The 17349-nt window shown below is 61.9% G+C and carries 14 protein-coding genes and 1 pseudogene; 2 read left to right on the top strand and 13 right to left on the bottom strand.

Features of this window, described 5'->3' with window-relative positions; all coding sequences use genetic code 11:
• Positions 1-12: 12 nt before the first annotated feature.
• From H4W29_RS30725 to H4W29_RS30700, 6 genes are read right to left on the bottom strand one after another with little or no spacing between them, the layout of a single operon-like run.
• A complete protein-coding gene (locus H4W29_RS30725; RefSeq protein ID WP_192732528.1) occupies positions 13-1026 on the bottom strand; it encodes an ABC transporter ATP-binding protein in 1014 nt (337 codons plus the stop codon).
• Complete coding sequence (locus H4W29_RS30720) at positions 1023-2015, bottom strand: ABC transporter ATP-binding protein (protein ID WP_192732527.1); 993 nt, start codon at positions 2013-2015, stop codon at positions 1023-1025. The genes H4W29_RS30725 and H4W29_RS30720 overlap by 4 nt, the downstream gene beginning before the upstream one ends.
• Complete coding sequence (locus tag H4W29_RS30715) at positions 2012-2920, bottom strand: ABC transporter permease (RefSeq protein WP_192732526.1); 909 nt, start codon at positions 2918-2920, stop codon at positions 2012-2014. The genes H4W29_RS30720 and H4W29_RS30715 overlap by 4 nt, the downstream gene beginning before the upstream one ends.
• Positions 2920-3855 (bottom strand): ABC transporter permease, encoded by a 936-nt coding sequence (locus tag H4W29_RS30710; protein ID WP_192732525.1) that lies wholly within the window; start codon positions 3853-3855, stop codon positions 2920-2922. Before H4W29_RS30710 ends, H4W29_RS30715 begins: the two co-directional genes overlap by 1 nt.
• Before the next feature lie 46 nt (positions 3856-3901).
• Positions 3902-5500, bottom strand: a complete 1599-nt coding sequence (locus H4W29_RS30705; protein ID WP_192732524.1) for an ABC transporter substrate-binding protein — start codon at positions 5498-5500, stop codon at positions 3902-3904.
• A 27-nt stretch (positions 5501-5527) separates the two neighbouring features.
• The gene (locus H4W29_RS30700) at positions 5528-6634 is read right to left on the bottom strand and encodes a mandelate racemase/muconate lactonizing enzyme family protein (RefSeq protein WP_192732523.1); all 1107 of its coding nucleotides are present in this window, start codon (positions 6632-6634) and stop codon (positions 5528-5530) included.
• 344 nt (positions 6635-6978) lie between these two features.
• On the opposite strand from H4W29_RS30700, the gene H4W29_RS30695 reads away from it, so the two are divergent.
• Entirely contained in the window at positions 6979-8046 is a 1068-nt protein-coding gene (locus H4W29_RS30695; RefSeq protein WP_192732522.1) for a LacI family DNA-binding transcriptional regulator, read from the top strand.
• A gap of 28 nt (positions 8047-8074) precedes the next feature.
• On the opposite strand, the gene lpdA is transcribed toward H4W29_RS30695, so the two are convergent.
• The 7 genes from lpdA to H4W29_RS30660 are packed head-to-tail and all read right to left on the bottom strand — an operon-like array spanning position 8075 to position 16137.
• Positions 8075-9472 carry a dihydrolipoyl dehydrogenase gene (gene lpdA, locus H4W29_RS30690; protein WP_192732521.1) on the bottom strand — a complete coding sequence of 466 codons (1398 nt, stop codon included), beginning with the start codon at positions 9470-9472 and terminating at the stop codon, positions 8075-8077.
• Positions 9473-9475: 3 nt separating this feature from the next.
• The gene (locus tag H4W29_RS30685) at positions 9476-10705 is read right to left on the bottom strand and encodes a dihydrolipoamide acetyltransferase family protein (RefSeq protein WP_192732520.1); all 1230 of its coding nucleotides are present in this window, start codon (positions 10703-10705) and stop codon (positions 9476-9478) included.
• Between the two features lie 3 nt (positions 10706-10708).
• The gene (locus H4W29_RS30680; RefSeq protein ID WP_192732519.1) at positions 10709-11722 is read right to left on the bottom strand and encodes an alpha-ketoacid dehydrogenase subunit beta; all 1014 of its coding nucleotides are present in this window, start codon (positions 11720-11722) and stop codon (positions 10709-10711) included.
• Position 11723: 1 nt separating this feature from the next.
• On the bottom strand, positions 11724-12956 hold the full coding sequence (locus tag H4W29_RS30675) for a thiamine pyrophosphate-dependent enzyme (RefSeq protein ID WP_192732518.1): 1233 nt from the start codon (positions 12954-12956) through the stop codon (positions 11724-11726).
• Positions 12957-13016: 60 nt separating this feature from the next.
• Positions 13017-14144 (bottom strand): acyl-CoA dehydrogenase family protein, encoded by a 1128-nt coding sequence (locus H4W29_RS30670; RefSeq protein ID WP_192732517.1) that lies wholly within the window; start codon positions 14142-14144, stop codon positions 13017-13019.
• A 16-nt stretch (positions 14145-14160) separates the two neighbouring features.
• Positions 14161-15348, bottom strand: a complete 1188-nt coding sequence (locus H4W29_RS30665; protein ID WP_192732516.1) for an acetyl-CoA C-acyltransferase — start codon at positions 15346-15348, stop codon at positions 14161-14163.
• 21 nt (positions 15349-15369) lie between these two features.
• A complete protein-coding gene (locus H4W29_RS30660; RefSeq protein WP_192732515.1) occupies positions 15370-16137 on the bottom strand; it encodes a 3-hydroxyacyl-CoA dehydrogenase in 768 nt (255 codons plus the stop codon).
• Between the two features lie 82 nt (positions 16138-16219).
• Here H4W29_RS30660 and H4W29_RS30655 point away from each other — a divergent pair.
• Positions 16220-17288 (top strand): annotated as a pseudogene (locus H4W29_RS30655) (AraC family transcriptional regulator).
• The last annotated feature ends 61 nt before the right edge of the window (positions 17289-17349 follow it).

Raw genomic sequence — 17349 nt, 5'->3', positions numbered from 1 at the left:
AGGTCGATATCTTCAACCTGCCTGCGTCAGCGGATTGGGCGTGGCGAAATGGCAGGCCGAGAACTGGTTCGGCGAGACTTCGCGCAAGCCCGGCCGATCGAGCTTGCAGATGTCTTTTGCAATCGGGCAGCGCGTATGGAAGCTGCAGCCCGGCGGAACGCGGGACGGACTTGGAACGTCGCCCTGAAGTACGATGCGGCTTGCCTTGCGGTCCGGATCGGGCTCAGGTGCTGCCGATAGCAGCGCCTGCGTATAGGGATGCTGCGGCATGGAATAGACGGACTTTTTCGGTCCGATCTCGACGATCCTGCCGAGATACATCACCGCCACACGGTCGGCGATATGCCGGACGACCGCCAGATCATGGGCGATGAAGAGATAGGAGAACTTCCGTTCGGCCTGCAGATCCTGCAGCAGATTGACGATTTGCGCCTGCACTGAGACATCGAGCGCGGAGACCGGCTCGTCGGCGACGATGAATTGCGGATTGACCGATATGGCGCGGGCAATGCCGATGCGCTGGCGCTGGCCGCCGGAGAACTGGCGCGGATAGCGGTCCATGAAGCTCGGCGACAGGCCGACCTGCGTCAGCAATTCCGCCACGCGTTCGCGCCGCTGCCTTGCCGATTTCGCTATCCCGAAAACTTCGAGCGGCTCGGAAATGATCTGCGCGATCGAACGACGCGGGCTGAGCGAGCCATAGGGGTCCTGAAAGACCATCTGCATCTTGGCGCGCATCATGCGCATTTCGGCCGCGCTGAGGGAGGTGATATCACGCCCTTCGAACAGCACTTCGCCATCGGTCGGCTGGATCAGCCGTAGCAGAAGCCGACCGAGCGTGGACTTGCCGCACCCGGATTCTCCGACAAGCGCCAATGTCTCGCCGGCCTTGACGGAAAAGGATGCGCCGTCCACAGCACGCACGCCCGAGGAAGAGCTTGTGAAGGACAGGCCGCCCGCATCCGAAAAGGTTTTACCGAGGTTGCGGACGGTCAACAGGTCGTCGACCCTACTCATCTCTGTCATGCTGTTGCTCCGGCGGTGACCCAGCAGGCCGCCTTGTGGCGTTCTGAAACGGTGAACATGGGCGGCATGTCGGCCGCGCATCTGTCGGTCCGGTCGGCGCAGCGAGCATAGAAGGGACAGCCCTGCTTGACGGTGCCGGCAAGAGGTACGGAACCCGGGATCTGATAGAGACGCGAGCGCTCGTCATCGAGCCGCGGGATCGATTGCAGCAGGCCGCGCGTATAGGGGTGGCTCGGGTTTCTGAAGATCGAGCGGACATCCGCATCCTCGACGACCCGGCCGGCATACATGACGATCACCCGGTCGCAGACTTCGGCAATGACGCCGAGATCGTGCGAGATCAAAAGCACGGCGGTATTCAGCGTCTTGCGTACCTTCGCCATCAGGTCGAGAACCTGGGCCTGGATGGTTACGTCGAGGGCCGTCGTCGGCTCGTCGGCAATCAAAAGTTTCGGATTGCAGGCAACCGCCATGGCGATCATCACACGCTGGCGCATGCCGCCTGAGAACTGGTGCGGATAGGCATCGAGACGTCCTTCCGGATTCGGGATACCAACAAGCTTCAGGAGTTCGACGATGCGGGCGCGACGCTGTTCGCGGCTCATCCTCTCATGCAGCTTGATCGCCTCACCGATCTGATCGCCGATCGTCATGACCGGGTTCAGAGAACTCATTGGTTCCTGAAAGATCATCGCGATATCGCGGCCGCGGATCTCCGGCAATTTCGTCTTCGGCAGATCGAGAAGGTTGACACCTTCGAACTCGATGCGCCCCTGCCCAATGCGGCCGGGCGGATCGGGGATCAACCCCATGATTGCAAGCGACGTGATCGACTTGCCCGAACCGGATTCTCCGACGATGCCGACCGAACCACCGGCCTCGATCTCGAAAGAGACGCCGTTCACGACGCGGATCGGAGAATCCTTCGGGCCGAATTCGACGGCGAGGCCTTCAACCTTAAGCAATGGTGTCAGTGGTTTGGACGTCATTGGCTCGTCTCCGGGTCCAGCATATCGCGCACCGCATCGCCGATCAGGTTGAAGGACAAGACCACGCAGGTGATGGCGAAGCCGGCGGCAATGATCGGCCAGGGCGAGCCGAAGAGGTTGTTGAGGCCATCGCGGATAATGTTGCCCCAGCTCGGATTGGGCGCACGGGTGCCTATGCCGAGGAAGCTCAGCGACGCTTCGAGACGGATGGCGGAGGCCACCCAGAGCGTCATCAGCACGACGATGGGGGCTGCGATATTCGGAATGATATGGCGGAAGATGATGACGGGCGTGCGCACGCCGACGGCGATTGCCGCTTCCACATAGGGCTCCTGCTTGACCGATAGCGTCGAGGCGCGAGCGACACGGGCGAAACCGGGAATGAAGGCGACCGTGATGACGGCGATGATGTTCCAGAAGGCGCCACCGAGCACGGCCGCGATGATGATTGCGAGCAGCAGTTCCGGAAAGGCGAGCAGCAGGTCGATGAACCGGCTGATGATGCGATCGATCAGCCCGCCGAAATAGCCGGCGGTCACGCCGAGCGCCGTGCCGAGCAGAGCTGCCAGCGCCGGCGAGATCAGGCCGAAGAGAAGCGAGTTGCGCGAACCGTGGACCATGCGCGAGAGAACGTCCCGCCCGAACTGGTCTGTACCCAGCCAATGCGCGGCCGATGGCGCCTTGTTGATTGAGAGGATGCTTTGGGCCAGCGGATCATACGGCGCAAGCATCGGCGCAAAGACCGCAATCACGAAGAAGATGAGCGCGATCGCCAGTGCAAAGAGGGTCGAGGGTCGGTGCAGAAGGGTTCGGGACAGAAGCGACAACAGGCTGGGCGCAGGTGCCAGCAAGGGCTGCTCGGAGGGCTGCAAGGAAGACACCGGCGTTTGAGTGATGATGCTCATTATTTCACCCGGATGCGAGGATCGATGACGATGTAGAGGAGATCCATCACCAGATTGATGAGAAGGACGAGGAGCGCGAAGACAACGACGCCGCCCTGGATGATGCCGTAGTCACGCTCGTTGATCGCCTGGATGAGCATGCGTCCGAGGCCGGGCCGATTGAAGACCAGCTCGACGGCGACCGAGCCAGACAGCGTGGCAAGCAGACTGAGACCCATGCCGGTCGACAGCGGCAACAGCGCATTGCGCAGACCGTGGCGATAGATGACACGAGGTTCGCGAGCACCCTTGGCGCGGGCGGTGCGGACGTAATCCTTGCCAAGCGTTTCCAGAAGCGCCGTCCGCGTCAACCGGCCGATGAAAGCGGCCTTGACGAGTGCGAGAGTCAGCGCCGGAAGGGCGATATGATACATGCGGTCCACGAAACCATCGCCACCGCCATTGATCGGGAACCAGCCGAGGTTCAGCGCAAAGCCGATCAGCAGCAATGCGCCGAGATAGAAATCCGGAATGGCATAGCCGAGCAGCGAAAAGAGACGCATGCCGGAATCCGGCAGCCGGTCGCGATGGGTCGCCGCAAGCACGCCGAGGGGTACACCAGCACCGACGCCGATGACCATCGCTGCAACGGTGAGTTCGATCGTATAGGGCAGATTGGCAGCGATCAGGTTCAGCACCGGCTCGCCATTCATGTATGACTGGCCGAAATCGAGGCTGAGCACGCCGATCAAAAAATTTATGTACTGCTGCCAGAGCGGCACATCGAGCCCCATCTTGTGGCGGAAGGCGGCGAGCTGCTCCGGGAGAGCCATGTCTCCCAGAGCAGCAATCGCCGGATCACCGGGCAGGATCCGCATCGCGATGAACACGAGCGTCAGGACCAGCCAGATTGTCGGAATGGCATCCGCCAGCCGGAGGAGAAAATATCTAGCCATGTTCATTCACTCGCATTCATCGCGGGCATCCATCGCGACCTGAAAATCAGGCCTTCTTGGTTGCGTGGTGGAAGCGCCAGCGCGCGTAGCCGCTCTTCACCTTGTAACCGAGGTCGAGGCGGGCATTGCGGGCAACCGTGAAGGAGAGCGTGGACATGCCGATCAGCGGCAGGTCGCGAAGAACCTGAAGCTCGATCTGTTTGCAGTAATCGACATAGGCATTGTAGTCGGTCGCCTGCAGCGCCTTGGCGAGCAGATCATCGATCCCCGGGATGACCACGCCGTAATGGCTGTAGTTGATGCCGCCGGATCCATCAGGCTTGACTTCCGCCCTGGTTGAAAGCTGCTGCGTGTAGAGCTGCGTCGGGATCGGCGGATAGCTCGAGGAATGCAGGGCTAGCGTGTTCTTGTCGTGCTGATTATCAGCATGATAGGCGGTGTGGTCGCCGATATGCAGGTTCATGCGCATGCCGACGGCACGCAGCTGCTCCTGCACGATCAGCATGATCGAGGCATAGTCCTCGCGCTGGCTGACATTGCTTTCGAAGTCGAAGCCATCGGGGAAGCCGGCCTCGGCGAGCAGGGTTTTCGCCTTTTCCGGATCATAATTGTATTGAAGTTCCGGTGGCAGATCTTCGGTCTTGAAGCCGCCCGGGAAGAATTCAGGCTGCAGGTCGGCGGTGAAGCCACCCATCGGCTTCATGGCTTCAGCGACCGCATGGCGATCGATGGCGTACATGATCGCCTGGCGCACCTTGATATTGTCGAAGGGCTTGCGCTTCAGGTTGATATGCAGCGTGTTGAACGAGCCTGGCGACGTCATGTCGAACTGGAGCGTCGAGTCGCGCTGCAGCATGGAATCGACCCAGCCCGGCGCACGGACTGCTTCGATCATATCGACATCGCCGGAGAGCAGTGCCAGCGTGCGCGCAGTCGTATCGGCGATATAAACGGATTCGACCTTGGCGACCTTGGCCTTTTCGCCCCAGTAGGTTTCATGACGCTTCAGCGCCGTGCCCCACTTGGTGTCGAAGCGGGTGAGTTCGTAGGGACCGGTGCCGACCGCATCGGTCTTGAACTTCTCCGCACCCATCTGATCGACGGCCTTCTTGGAGACGATCGCGGTATTGTTGAGAAAGATCGACGTACCCAGCAGGTTCACGTCGGAATTCTTCAAGGTGATGACGACCTCATAGGGGCCGTTTGCAACGACATCGGCGATATTCGACAAGATCGGCTTGTTGGTTCCGTCCGCCATTGCGCGCTTGAAGGAGAAGACGACATCTTCAGACGTCATTTCTCCGAAGCCTTTATGGAACTGCACACCCTGGCGGAGCTTGAAGGTCCAGGTCTTGGCATCCGGCGAGGCCGACCATTCGGTGGCGAGCGTCGGGCGATACTGGTCCGGCGTCGTGGCGAAGGTGCCGTCATCGGGGCGCACAAGCTGTTCGTACATCTGCTCGGTCGCCCAGTTGTCGCCACCCTGCGTCGTGTAGTTTGGATCGCTGGTGCGCGGGCCGTTGGCAGCAATGCCGATGCGGATCGTGTCGGGGTCGCTGGCAGCGCGGGCAAATTTAGTGCCGAGCATGCTCACCGCAGCCGTGGCTGCGCTCAACTCCAGAAACTGGCGTCTTCTCAGGTTCATGTTATTTCCTCCCATGTGTCAGAATATTCAGCTTCGCCGCTTGTCGAGCTCGGCGTCGTTGACGATCAGGCCGAGGCCGGGACCGGACGGCACCTTGAACTTGCCGTCTTCCGGAATCGGCGGATTGGCGAAGCCGACATGCATGCGTGTCGACGGATCGGAGAATTCGGCGGGCTTGGTATTGTGCATCAGCGTTGCCAGCACATGCAGGTTGGCCACATGGGCGATGGTCGGCTGGGTCTGATGTGGAACGAGCTCGACGCCGTGGGCAAAGCAGATCGCCGCGCACTGCATGAGGCCGGTAATGCCACCCATCTTGACGATATCGGGCTGTACCATGCGCACGCCCGCATTGATCATGTCGACGACGGCCTGGGTCGTGTAGGATTGTTCGGCGGCCGATACGGTGATGTCGAGGCGCTGGGCGACCTCGCCCATGGCGCGCACGTTATAGTGCTGGACCGGCTCTTCGAACCAGCTATAGCCGAGTTCTTCGAGCGCGCGGCCGACGCGGATGGCGCCGCCGACGGAATATTGGTTGTTGGCGTCGAAAGCGAGCGGGAAATCGTCGCCCACCAGCTTGCGCACGGCCTTGGCCTTGGCGATGTCGCCGGGAATGTCATAGTCCTGACGGGTGCGGTCGCCGTCCCAGCGGATTTTGATAGCAGCCGGCTTTTCGGCCTTCCAGCGCTGCTCGACCACGCGAACAGTTTCATCGACGGTGCGCCCGGCATTGTTGCCGATCGAGGAATAGAAGGGCAGTTCCGTCCGCCAGGCGCCGCCGAGCAGCTTGTAGACCGGCTGGTTGAAGTGCTTGCCCTTGATGTCCCAGAGGGCGATATCGAGGGCGGCAAGCGCGCCGGTGACGGCGCCTTCCGGGCCGAGCTTCACATATTTATGCAGCAGCCGGTCGTAGAGGACCGCCTGGTCGAGCGCATCCGCACCAACGAGCGAGGTCGCGAAATCCCTGACGACGCCGAGCGAGTGCTCGCCGCCCATCATCGGCGAGGCTTCTCCGTGGCCGACGATGCCATCTTCGGTCGTCACGCGCACGAGAGCCGTGCGGCGGCCCGGGGGCTCATTGGGCTCCCATTTCACCTGAAAAGCTTCGACGGACTTGATGATCGTACCCACTGGCATTCCCTCGGAGAACGGACGTTTTCAGCGCCGGTATTGTTGTTGAGAGAAGCATCTTCCAATTTGCATCCGTATGCAACATCGCGATTGAATTGGAATTGGAACAGGTTTTATGTCAGAATCTGCAAAAATGCTCGCTGCTGGATATCGAGTATACGAGAGATTGGGAACTTCCCTGGTTAAGTGGGCTTTTGATACTGCAACGCACTCAAGTGCCAATATCCAGGAGTTGGAAAAGCTATCAACGGGAGAATTAGCGACTGCGTAACAGCAGTAATCGAAACTGTTGCATCCGAATGCAAAAAGTGTAGGAAAGGTAGAGGCAACCGGGGAAATGGATCATGCGCAAACAGGGATCGCCGTCCTTGCAAAGGGAACCGTCCGGCGAAGCGTTTGGCCGCAAGCCGATTACCGCCCGCGAACTTGCGCGCATGCTTGGCGTCAGCCAGTCGGCTGTATCGCGTGCCTTCACGCCAGGCGCAAGCATCGCAGCCGATCTGCGCGAGCGGATCCTGAAATATGCGGCAGAAGTCGACTATCAGCCGAATGCGATCGCCAGCATGCTCTCGAAGAGCCGCACGAACATTATCGGCATCGTCGTCTCCGACATGCAGAACCCCTTCTATCCGGGCCTGATCGAAAAACTCTCGCGCTCGCTGCAACGCATCGGCCTGCAGAGCCTACTCTTCAACATCACCAAAGGCTCGAACCTCGAAGAGCAGCTTTCAGCACTGCGGCGATACAACGTGGACGCTGTCATCGTCATTTCTGCTACGATCTTGTCAGGCTCGACGTTGAGCTGGGCGACGGAAGGCCGGCCGGCCATCCTGATCAACCGCGTCATCGAAGACACGAACCTCAGCTGTGTCGCCTGCAACAATGTCGAGGGTGCTCGCGCCATCGCCGATCATTTCCATCGGCAGGGCGCCCGCAGGGTCGCCTATGTCGCAGGTCTCAGCCACACGACCACCAACCGCGAACGCCAGAGCGGTTTCGTCACGCGGATTGCGGAGCTTGGCATGACGCTGAGCGCCCAGATCGAAGGCCGGGAATACAGCTACTACGCCGGCCGCAAGGCCGCGCTTGAAATTGCCGCCGGGAAAAACACCGATGCGATCTTCTTTGCCAACGACATTCTGGCAATCGGCGGCATCGATGCCCTCAGGGAAGAGGCGGGCTGCCGCGTGCCCGACGATATCCTCGTTGCGGGCTTCGACGACATCCCGATGGCCGGCTGGCCACACTACAACCTCACCACTTTCCGCCAGCCGGTCGATGAAATCGTGCGCGTCGTCGTCGAAATGATCGAGGGAGATACATCGGCGCTGCTGCGGGCAGCCACGACCATCCGTCTTTCGGGAGAACTCATCGAACGGCGCTCGACCGGCGCGGAACCTGACGCAGAGTAGCCTCCACTATCAGCAGGCCGTAGGCGGCTCAAATGTGAAGAGCGCTCCCCAGGGCTTTCAGCGCCGCTTCCATGACCGCCTCGCTGCGTGTCGGATGCGCATGGATCGTGCCGGCGATATCTTCCAGCCGCGCGCCCATTTCGATGGCAAGGGCGAAGGCGGCCGAGAATTCGGAAACCCCACCGCCCACAGCTTGCAGGCCGAGGACCAGATTGGTGTCGGCCCGCGCCACCACCCGTACGAATCCCTCCTCCGAGAGCATGGTCATCGCCCGCCCATTGGCGCTGAAGGGAAACTGGCCGGTCCTGATATCGTAACCCTGGGCGCGTGCTTCTGACGGGGACAGACCGGCGCTGACGATTTCCGGATCGGTAAAGCAGATCGCCGGAACACAGCGCTTGTCCCAGGCGCGCTTCTTTCCGGCAACGATCTCCGCCACCATTTCCCCCTGCGCCATCGCCCGATGCGCCAGCATAGGCTCACCGGTAACATCACCAATGGCATAAATGCCGCGCATGGACGTGCGGCAGCGATCGTCGATCCTGAGAAAGGGACCGGCGCGGTCGAGATCAAGCTCTTCGAGGCCTGAGCCCGCCGTTCTCGGACGGCGGCCGACTGTCACCAGAATACGGTCTGCAGCAAGCGTCTGTTGGCGACCATCAACTGTTTCGACGACAAGTCCATCGCCAGCATCGGAAAGACCGATAGCCTTCGCGCCGATCAAGACGCGGATGCCGCGCTCGGTCATCTTGCGCATGACAGGCCGAACGAGATCGGCGTCATATTGCGGCAGCACCTGCTGAGTCGCCTCGACCACCGTCACCTGCGCCCCCATCTTCGCAAAAGCTGTCCCAAGTTCCAGCCCGATATAACCGCCGCCGACCACGACGAGATTTTTCGGCAATTCGCCCAAAGACAGCGCCTCGGTCGAAGAAATAACGCGGCCGCCAAAAGGCAGGTTCGGGAGTTCCACCGGATCGGAGCCGGTGGCAATGACGACGGTCTCGGCACGAATGATCTGCTGGCCGGTCTCCGTCTCTACCTCGACCGTCTTGCCGTCGCGGAAATGAGCGCGGCCGTGGACGATCTTCACGCGCGCCTTCTGCAACAGGCCGGATACGCCGCTCGTCAGCCGGCCGACGATACCGTCCTTCCAGGTGATTGTTCGCATGAGGTCGATGGAGGCGCCCTCGACACGGATACCCATCGGGTTTTTGCCAGCCAGCATCCTCTGTGTGGCATCGAATTCTTCCGCCGCATGGATGAGTGCCTTGGAGGGAATGCAGCCGACGGTCAGGCAGGTGCCGCCGGGCTTACCAGCCTCGACGATGACAGTGTCGATACCAAGCTGGCCGGCGCGGATGGCACAGACGTAGCCACCGGGGCCAGCGCCGATGACAAGGAGCTTGCAGACAATTTCTTTCATGGCTCAGCCTTCGATGAAAATGAGCGCCGGCGTTTCGAGCAGCGTGCGGATGCGCTGCACGAAGGTCGCCGCGTCCCAGCCGTCGATGATGCGATGATCGAAGCTGGAGGAAAGGTTCATCATCTTGCGCGGCACGAATTGCGTGCCGTCCCAGACCGGTCGTGTCGCGATCTTGTTGACGCCGATGATCGCCACTTCCGGGTGATTGATGACGGGCGTGGAAACGATGCCGCCGAGCGCGCCGAGCGAACTGATGGTGATGGTCGAGCCTGACAGTTCGTCACGCGTTGCGGTACCCGAACGCGCCGCTTCCGCCAATCGATTCATTTCGACCGCGCAATCGAAGATGCCACGCGCTTCGGCATGCCGCACCACGGGCACGGTGAGCCCCGCCGGCGTCTGCGTGGCAATGCCGATATGCACGGCGCTATGGCGCGTGATGATGCCGGCGTCGTCGTCGAAGGTGGCGTTGACATCGGGCTGATGGGAAATCGCCTTGACGAGTGCCCGCATCAGGAAGGGCAGCACCGTCAGCTTGGGATGTTCGGCCCTGCGGTCGGCATTCATTGTGGCGCGCAGTTCCTCAAGCGCAGTCATATCCACCTCCTCCACATAGGTGATGTGGGGAATGCGCGAGGTCGAAAGCACCATCTTTTCGGCAATGCGGCGCCGAAGACCGGTCAGCTTGATCTCCTCGGTCGTCGTCTTCTTCGCCAAACCGGTACGCGCCGGAGCGGGCGTCAAACCCTGGTTCAGGAACTGTTCGATATCTTCGCGCAGGATGCGGCCGGCCGGACCTGTGCCTTGCACCTGTCTCAGATCTACGCCGCTCTCGCGGGCAAACAACCGGACCGATGGCGCCGCCAGCGGCTTTTCGGCCAGCGGAGTGACCGGCGCCGGTGCCTTTGGAACAGGCTTCGGAGCTTCCGCTTTCACCGGCTCAGCGGGCTGCGGCTGGGGGACCGTTTCGGGTTCCGCCTCTCCGGCCTCGCCTGCCGTCTCGATGCGCACCAGCGGCGCCTTGACGGCAATCCGATCACCGATCTCACCGGCAAGCCAGGTCACCGTACCGCTGACGGGCGAGGGAATTTCGACGGTGGCCTTGTCGGTCATGACGGCGGCGATCACCATGTCCTCGCGCACCGGATCACCGGTCTTCACATGCCATTCGACAAGCTCCGCCTCGGCAACGCCTTCGCCGACATCCGGCATCTTGATGATGAATTCGCCCATGGTTCAGGCCTCCATCACTTCGGCAAGCGCGCGTCCAACGCGGCCCGGTCCGGGGAAATAATCCCATTCTTGCGCATGCGGATAGGGCGTATCCCAGCCGGCAACACGCACGACCGGGGCTTCGAGATGATAGAAGCAATGTTCCTGAACCAGCGATACGACCTCCGCGCCGAAGCCCGAGGTCAGGGTTGCTTCGTGCACGACAACGCAGCGCCCCGTCTTGGTGACGGATTTGACGATCGTATCGAGGTCAAGTGGCAAGAGGCTCCGGAGATCGATCACCTCCGCATCAATGCCGGCATCCTCCGCGGCGGCAAGTGCCACATGCACCATGGTGCCGTAGGCAACGACCGTCACGGCCGAACCCGTGCGCCGTATCTCGGCCTTGCCGATCGGGATGGTAAAATGCCCCTCCGGCACCTCACCGAGATCATGCTTTGACCACGGCGTCACCGGCCGCTCGTGATGGCCATCGAAAGGTCCGTTATAAAGCCGCTTCGGCTCCAGGAACATGACAGGATCGGGATCCTCGATTGCGGCAATCAGCAGGCCCTTGGCGTCATAGGGGTTGGACGGCACCACCACTTTCAGGCCACAGACATGAGTAAACAGCGCCTCCGGGCTCTGGCTGTGGGTCTGGCCGCCAAAAATGCCGCCGCCGGTCGGCATGCGCACGACGATCGGGCAGGTGAAATCGCCGTTTGAGCGGTAGCGAATGCGCGCCGCCTCCTGCGTCAGCTGGTCGTAAGCCGGATACATATAATCGGCGAACTGGATTTCGACGCAGGGCTTCAGCCCGTAGGCCGCCATGCCGATCGCCGTACCGACAATACCGGATTCACTGATCGGGGTGTCGAAGCAGCGTGTCTTGCCGTATTTCGCCTGCAGGCCCTGCGTGCAGCGGAAGACGCCGCCGAAGTAACCGACGTCTTCGCCGAAGACCACGACATTGTCATCGCGCGCCATCGAGACATCCATGGCGCTGCGCACCGCCTCGATCATCGTCATCCGCGCCATGTCAGTACCCCGCCTTCTGCCGCTGGCGGCGGATATGCGGCGGCATTTCGGCATAGACGCCTTCGAAGATATCGCGCACCGAGGGCTTGCCGCCGTCATGCAGCGTGCCGTGCCCCTCGGCCTGACGTTGGGCCTCGATCACCTCATCCAGGATCTCCGCTTCGGCTTGGGTATGACGCTCCTCCGACCAGACGCCCCTGACGATCAGGTGTTTCTTCAGCCGCAGGACGGGATCGCCGAGCGGCCAGGCTTCCGATTCCGTCTTCGGGCGATAGGCGCTCGGATCGTCTGACGTCGAATGGGCGCCGACGCGATAGGTGACATATTCGATCAGCGTCGGACCGAGATTGCGCCGGGCCCGCTCCGCCGCCCAGCGGGCGACGGCATGGACAGCGAGATAGTCGTTACCATCGACCCGCAGCGCCGGAATGCCGAAGCCGAGCCCACGGGCGGCAAATGTGCCGGAGCCGCCGCGGGCAATTCCCTGGAAGGTGGAAATCGCCCACTGATTGTTGACGATGTTGAGGATGACAGGCGCCTTGTAGGTGGAGGCGAAAACTAGCGCCGAATGAAAATCCGATTCCGCCGTCGAGCCGTCACCGATCCAGGCGGCGGCAATGCGGCTGTCATTCTTGATCGCCGAGGCCATGGCCCAGCCGACCGCCTGCACATATTGCGTGGCGAGATTGCCCGAGATCGTGAAGAAGCCGTGCTCCTTGGAGGAATACATGATGGGAAGCTGGCGCCCGCGCAACGGGTCGCTCTCGTTCGAATAGATCTGGTTCATCATCTCGACCATCGGGTAGTCGTCGGCGATCAAGAGGCCAGCCTGGCGGTAAGTCGGGAAATTCATGTCTCCCTTCTGCAGCGCCTTGCGGAAGGCGCAGCTGACCGCCTCTTCACCGAGATGCTGCATATAGAAGGAGGTCTTGCCCTGCCGCTGCGCCATCAGCATGCGGGCATCGAAAGCGCGCAGCTTCATCATGTTTCGAAGCCCGGTCAGCAATTCCTCGTCCGTCAAAGACCCTGCCCAGGGACCGACCGCCTCGCCATCGCGGTTCAGCACGCGGATGATCGAATAGGCAAGATCGCGGATGTCTTCAGACGCGACATCGACCTCCGGCCGCGGCACCGACCCGGCCTTGGCGATCTTGACATTGGAAAAATCGGGATGGCCGCCCGGGCGCACGGCGGGTTCGGGGACATGCAGGCTCAAACGAGCGGATTCCACCATGTGGTCTTTTTCCTCCCTCTATCGGCCCCGCGCCTCTCCTCCAGAAGCCGGGCCTTATCGTTATAGGTTGCGGGCAATCACCATACGCTGCACGTCGCTTGTTCCCTCATAGATCTGACAGATGCGCACATCGCGATAGATACGCTCCACCGGATAGTCAGCTATGTAACCGTAACCGCCATGGATCTGGATCGCATCGGAGCAGACGCGCTCGGCCATCTCAGAGGCAAAGAGCTTGGCCATCGAAGCCTCCGACAGGCATGGCTGTCCTGCCTCCCTGAGCGAGGCCGCATGGAAGACGAGCTGGCGCGCCGCCTCGATCCGCGTCGCCATGTCGGCTAGCCGGAAGGCCACGGCCTGGTGTTCGAAGATCGGCTTGCCGAAGGCAGTCCGCTCACGGGCATAATCGCGCGCCGCCTCGAAGGACGCCTGCGCCATGCCGACGGCCTGCGCCCCAATTCCGATCCGCCCGCCTTCGAGATTGGCAAGGGCGATACGATAGCCCTCGCCCTCCTCACCGAGCCTGAGCTCGGCCGGAACGCGCATCTCGGTGAAGGCGATCTGGCAGGTGTCGGAGGAATGCAGGCCGAGCTTTTCCTCAACGCGGATAACCTCATAACCCGGCGTATCGGTCGGCACGATGAAGGCGGTGATGCCCTTCTTACCGGCATCCGGATCAGTAACGGCAAAGACAATGATGACCTGTCCGTTCTTGCCCGAGGTGATGAACTGCTTGGCGCCGTCGAGCACATAATGGTCGCCGTTGCGCCGCGCCCGCGTTTTCAGGTTCGAGGCATCCGAGCCCGCCTGCGGCTCCGTCAGCGCAAAACCGCCGATCCACTCGCCGCTGGCGAGCTTCGGCAGGAAACGTTGGCGCTGCTCTTCATTGCCAAATTTCAGGATCGGCACGCAGCCGACCGAACTGTGCACACTCATGATGGTCGAGCAGGGTCCGTCGCCGGCCGCGATCTCTTCCAGTACCGCAGCATAGGCGATGACGCCAGTATCCGAGCCACCATAGGTCTCAGGCACGAGCATGCCCAGCAGACCGAGTTCGCCCATCTCCTTCAGCTCTTCGCGCGGAAAGAGCTGTTCCCGATCACGCTTAGCCGCGCCCGGCGCCAGCCGCTCGCGGGCGAAGTCGCGGGCGAGATCGCGGATCTGCTGTTGAAGTTCGGAAAGGATCATCGGCTCTCCTCCTTCCCTAGTGCCGCTCGATGGCGACGGCGGTTGCCTCACCGCCGCCGATGCAAAGTGCGGCCATGCCGCGCTTCAGGTCGTAACGCTCCAGCGCCGACAGCAGCGTCACCAGAATACGGGCTCCGGACGCACCGATCGGATGGCCAAGCGCGCAAGCGCCACCATGTACATTGACCTTCTCATGCGGCAGGTTCAGTTCGCGCATCGCCGCCATGGCAACAACGGCAAAGGCCTCGTTGATCTCGAAGAGATCGACATCGGAGAGCGGCAGGCCGGTGCAATCCGAAAGCTTTTGCAAAGCGCCGATCGGCGCAGTGGCGAAGAGATTGGGGGCCTGCGAATGCGTGGCATGGCCGAGGATGGTGGCAAGCGGCCTGAGGTCGCGGCGCTCCGCCTCCGAGCGGCGCATCAAAACGAGCGCGGCCGCACCATCGGAAATCGAACTGGAATTGGCGGCCGTAACCGTGCCGCCGTCACGAAAGGCCGGCTTCAGGGTCGGGATCTTGTCAGGCCTCGCCTTACCCGGCTGCTCGTCACGGCTTGCCACCTGATCTGCCTTGCCGGATTTCACCGTCACGGACACGATTTCGCTGTCAAAATAGCCTTCGGTAATCGCCTTCTGCGCCCGCGTCAGCGACGTGACCGCATAGGCGTCCTGCGCCTCGCGTGTAAACTGATAGGCTTCGGCACAATCCTCCGCGAAGCTCCCCATCAAGCGCCCCTTGTCATAAGCATCCTCCAGCCCGTCGAGGAACATATGGTCCACGACCCGCCCGTGGCCGAGCCTGTAACCCGCACGGGCACGATCAAGGAGATAGGGCGCATTGGTCATGCTTTCCATGCCGCCGGCGACCGCCACCGAAGTGCTTCCCGCCGCAATCAGGTCATGGGCCATCATGACCGCCTTCATGCCGGAGCCGCACATCTTGTTGACGGTGCTGGCGCTCGTGGCAAAGGGCAATCCGGCATGGATCGCCGCCTGGCGCGCCGGCGCCTGGCCTTGGCCGGCCGGCAAAACACAGCCGAAAACGACCTCCTCGATTGCGTCAGCCGCGACTCCGCTGCGCTCAATGGCTGCGCGGATCGCTGTCGCGCCCAATTCGGGAGCGGCGGCATCCTTGAGTTCACCCTGAAAACTGCCGATCGGCGTGCGGGCCGCGCCGACGATGACGATGGGATCCTGCAGGGTCATGTTTCCTCCTCGGGCTGACGCTCAGCGCGCGCCCATGCGCAATGCACCGTCGAGGCGGATAACCTCGCCGTTCAGCATGCTGTTTTCCAGAATATGGCGCACCAGCGCGGCAAATTCCGCCGGATGACCAAGACGCGGTGGGAAAGGCACGCTCTTGCCAAGTGCTTCCCGCACCTCCGTCGGCATGCCGGCCATCATCGGCGTTTCGAAGATGCCCGGTGCAATGGACACGGTGCGGATGCCGTGACGCGCAAGCTCGCGGGCGATCGGCAACGTCATCGCGGCGACGCCGCCCTTGGAGGCGGCATAGGCTGCCTGACCAATCTGCCCGTCGAAAGCGGCGGCCGAGGCCGTATTGACGATCACGCCTCGCTCGCCCTCCGCATCCGGCTGGGCAGCCTGGATAGCAACGGCAGCAAGCCGGATCATGTTGAAGGTACCGATGAGATTGATGCCGATCGTACGGGCAAAGCTCTCCAGCCGGTGCGGTCCCTCGCGGCCGACGACCTTTTCGGCCGGCGCCACGCCGGCGCAGTTAATAAGCCCGCGAAGCGGACCGAAAGCATCCACGGCCATGGCAATCACCGCCGCACCGTCCTCTTCATCGGTCACGTCGGCCTTGATGAAGCACGCATCCTGTCCCAGTTCGCGAGCGATCGCCTCGCCTGCGTCGAGATTGAGATCGGCGATCGTCACGCGCCCGCCGGCTTCGATGAGCATGCGTGCCGTTGCCGCCCCGAGTCCTGAGCCGCCACCAGTAACGATGAAACTTGCGCCGCGGATTTGCACGGATCGCTCCTCCCTGCCCGGCAGATATCTCCTCCAGAGTCCGCCTGAACACGGATTCTATTCCCTCGCCCTATTGCAAGCGATGACAGAATTGCCGCATTATCGTGGCCAGTTTTGCCATAGGCGGCGGAGCGGTAATGGCTGAAATCGAGCGACGCATGATAGCGCCCGGCTTTGTCGAGGAAGCCCTCGACAGCCTGCGCAGGCTTGGGAGGCAGACGGGACCACTCCTGAGCAAACTAGGCCTGCCATCGCACATCGATCAGCCGGTTTCGGCTGAGGTCTATGGTGCGCTGTGGCTAGCAATCGCCGCCGAACTCGACGACGAATTCTTCGGTATGGGCGCCCGGCCGATGCGCAGCGGCAGTTTCACCCTGCTCTGCCATTGCGTGCTGCACGCCCCCACGCTCGGCCACGCTCTGCGGCGGGCCTTACGTTTCCTCGACGTCGTGCTGGACGATCCGCGTGGTACGCTCGTCATCCGCGACGGGCTGGCGCAGATTGAGCTTCGCGACGCGGGCGAGCCGCGCTCAGCCTTCGCCTATCGTACCTATTGGATCATCCTGCACGGCATCATCTGCTGGCTTGTCGGCCGGCGTATCCCGATCCGCCTTGTCGATTTCCGATGCGAGGAGCCAAACCAGGGCGCCGACTACCGGCTCTTTTTCGGGGCGCCGGTGCGTTTCTCGCAGCCGATCAGCCGGCTCGGTTTCGACAACGCTCTGCTCGACCTGCCGATTTCGCGTAGCGAACAGGCATTGAAGCAATTTCTGCGGGGTGCGCCCGCCAATATCCTCGTGCGCTATCGCTATGATGCCGGCATCGCTGCTGCCGTGCGCCGTCGTCTCTCGCAGAGTTCTCCCGCCGCCTGGTCGAGCTTCCAGACGCTCGCTGCCGAGATGCGCCTGCCATCCTCGACGCTCCGCCATCGCCTGCATGACGAGGGCCAGAGCTATGCCGGCATCAAGGACGATATCCGTCGAGACCTCGCCATCGATATGCTGATGAACACGTCGAAAACCGTCGGCGAGATTGCCGTGCAGCTCGGCTATTCCGAACCCAGCGCCTTCTTTCGCGCCTTCCGGAAATGGATGGGCAAGAGCCCCGACGCCTTCCGCCGCGAGGAGGCGAAATCGGCGCAGTGGCAATAGGCTTCGTTCGAGGGAGCTTTGAAGCGGCAGCAACCCGCGCTACATATTGTAGCGGGAGGAA

Source organism: Rhizobium viscosum (assembly GCF_014873945.1).
Taxonomy (GTDB): domain Bacteria; phylum Pseudomonadota; class Alphaproteobacteria; order Rhizobiales; family Rhizobiaceae; genus Rhizobium; species Rhizobium viscosum.
The sequence above is the reverse complement of the archived record's forward strand: the minus strand, read 5'-3'. Positions and strand labels throughout refer to the sequence as shown.

Coding starts and splice junctions, on each gene's coding strand:
- H4W29_RS30665 (WP_192732516.1), bottom strand. CDS start 15,348: ATGACCCTGCAGGATCCCATCGTCATCGTCGGCGCGGCCCGCACGCCG.
- H4W29_RS30695 (WP_192732522.1), top strand. CDS start 6,979: ATGCGCAAACAGGGATCGCCGTCCTTGCAAAGGGAACCGTCCGGCGAA.
- H4W29_RS30720 (WP_192732527.1), bottom strand. CDS start 2,015: ATGACGTCCAAACCACTGACACCATTGCTTAAGGTTGAAGGCCTCGCC.
- H4W29_RS30705 (WP_192732524.1), bottom strand. CDS start 5,500: ATGAACCTGAGAAGACGCCAGTTTCTGGAGTTGAGCGCAGCCACGGCT.
- H4W29_RS30685 (WP_192732520.1), bottom strand. CDS start 10,705: ATGGGCGAATTCATCATCAAGATGCCGGATGTCGGCGAAGGCGTTGCC.
- H4W29_RS30725 (WP_192732528.1), bottom strand. CDS start 1,026: ATGACAGAGATGAGTAGGGTCGACGACCTGTTGACCGTCCGCAACCTC.
- H4W29_RS30715 (WP_192732526.1), bottom strand. CDS start 2,920: ATGAGCATCATCACTCAAACGCCGGTGTCTTCCTTGCAGCCCTCCGAG.
- lpdA (WP_192732521.1), bottom strand. CDS start 9,472: ATGAAAGAAATTGTCTGCAAGCTCCTTGTCATCGGCGCTGGCCCCGGT.
- H4W29_RS30675 (WP_192732518.1), bottom strand. CDS start 12,956: ATGGTGGAATCCGCTCGTTTGAGCCTGCATGTCCCCGAACCCGCCGTG.
- H4W29_RS30680 (WP_192732519.1), bottom strand. CDS start 11,722: ATGGCGCGGATGACGATGATCGAGGCGGTGCGCAGCGCCATGGATGTC.
- H4W29_RS30710 (WP_192732525.1), bottom strand. CDS start 3,855: ATGGCTAGATATTTTCTCCTCCGGCTGGCGGATGCCATTCCGACAATC.
- H4W29_RS30670 (WP_192732517.1), bottom strand. CDS start 14,144: ATGATCCTTTCCGAACTTCAACAGCAGATCCGCGATCTCGCCCGCGAC.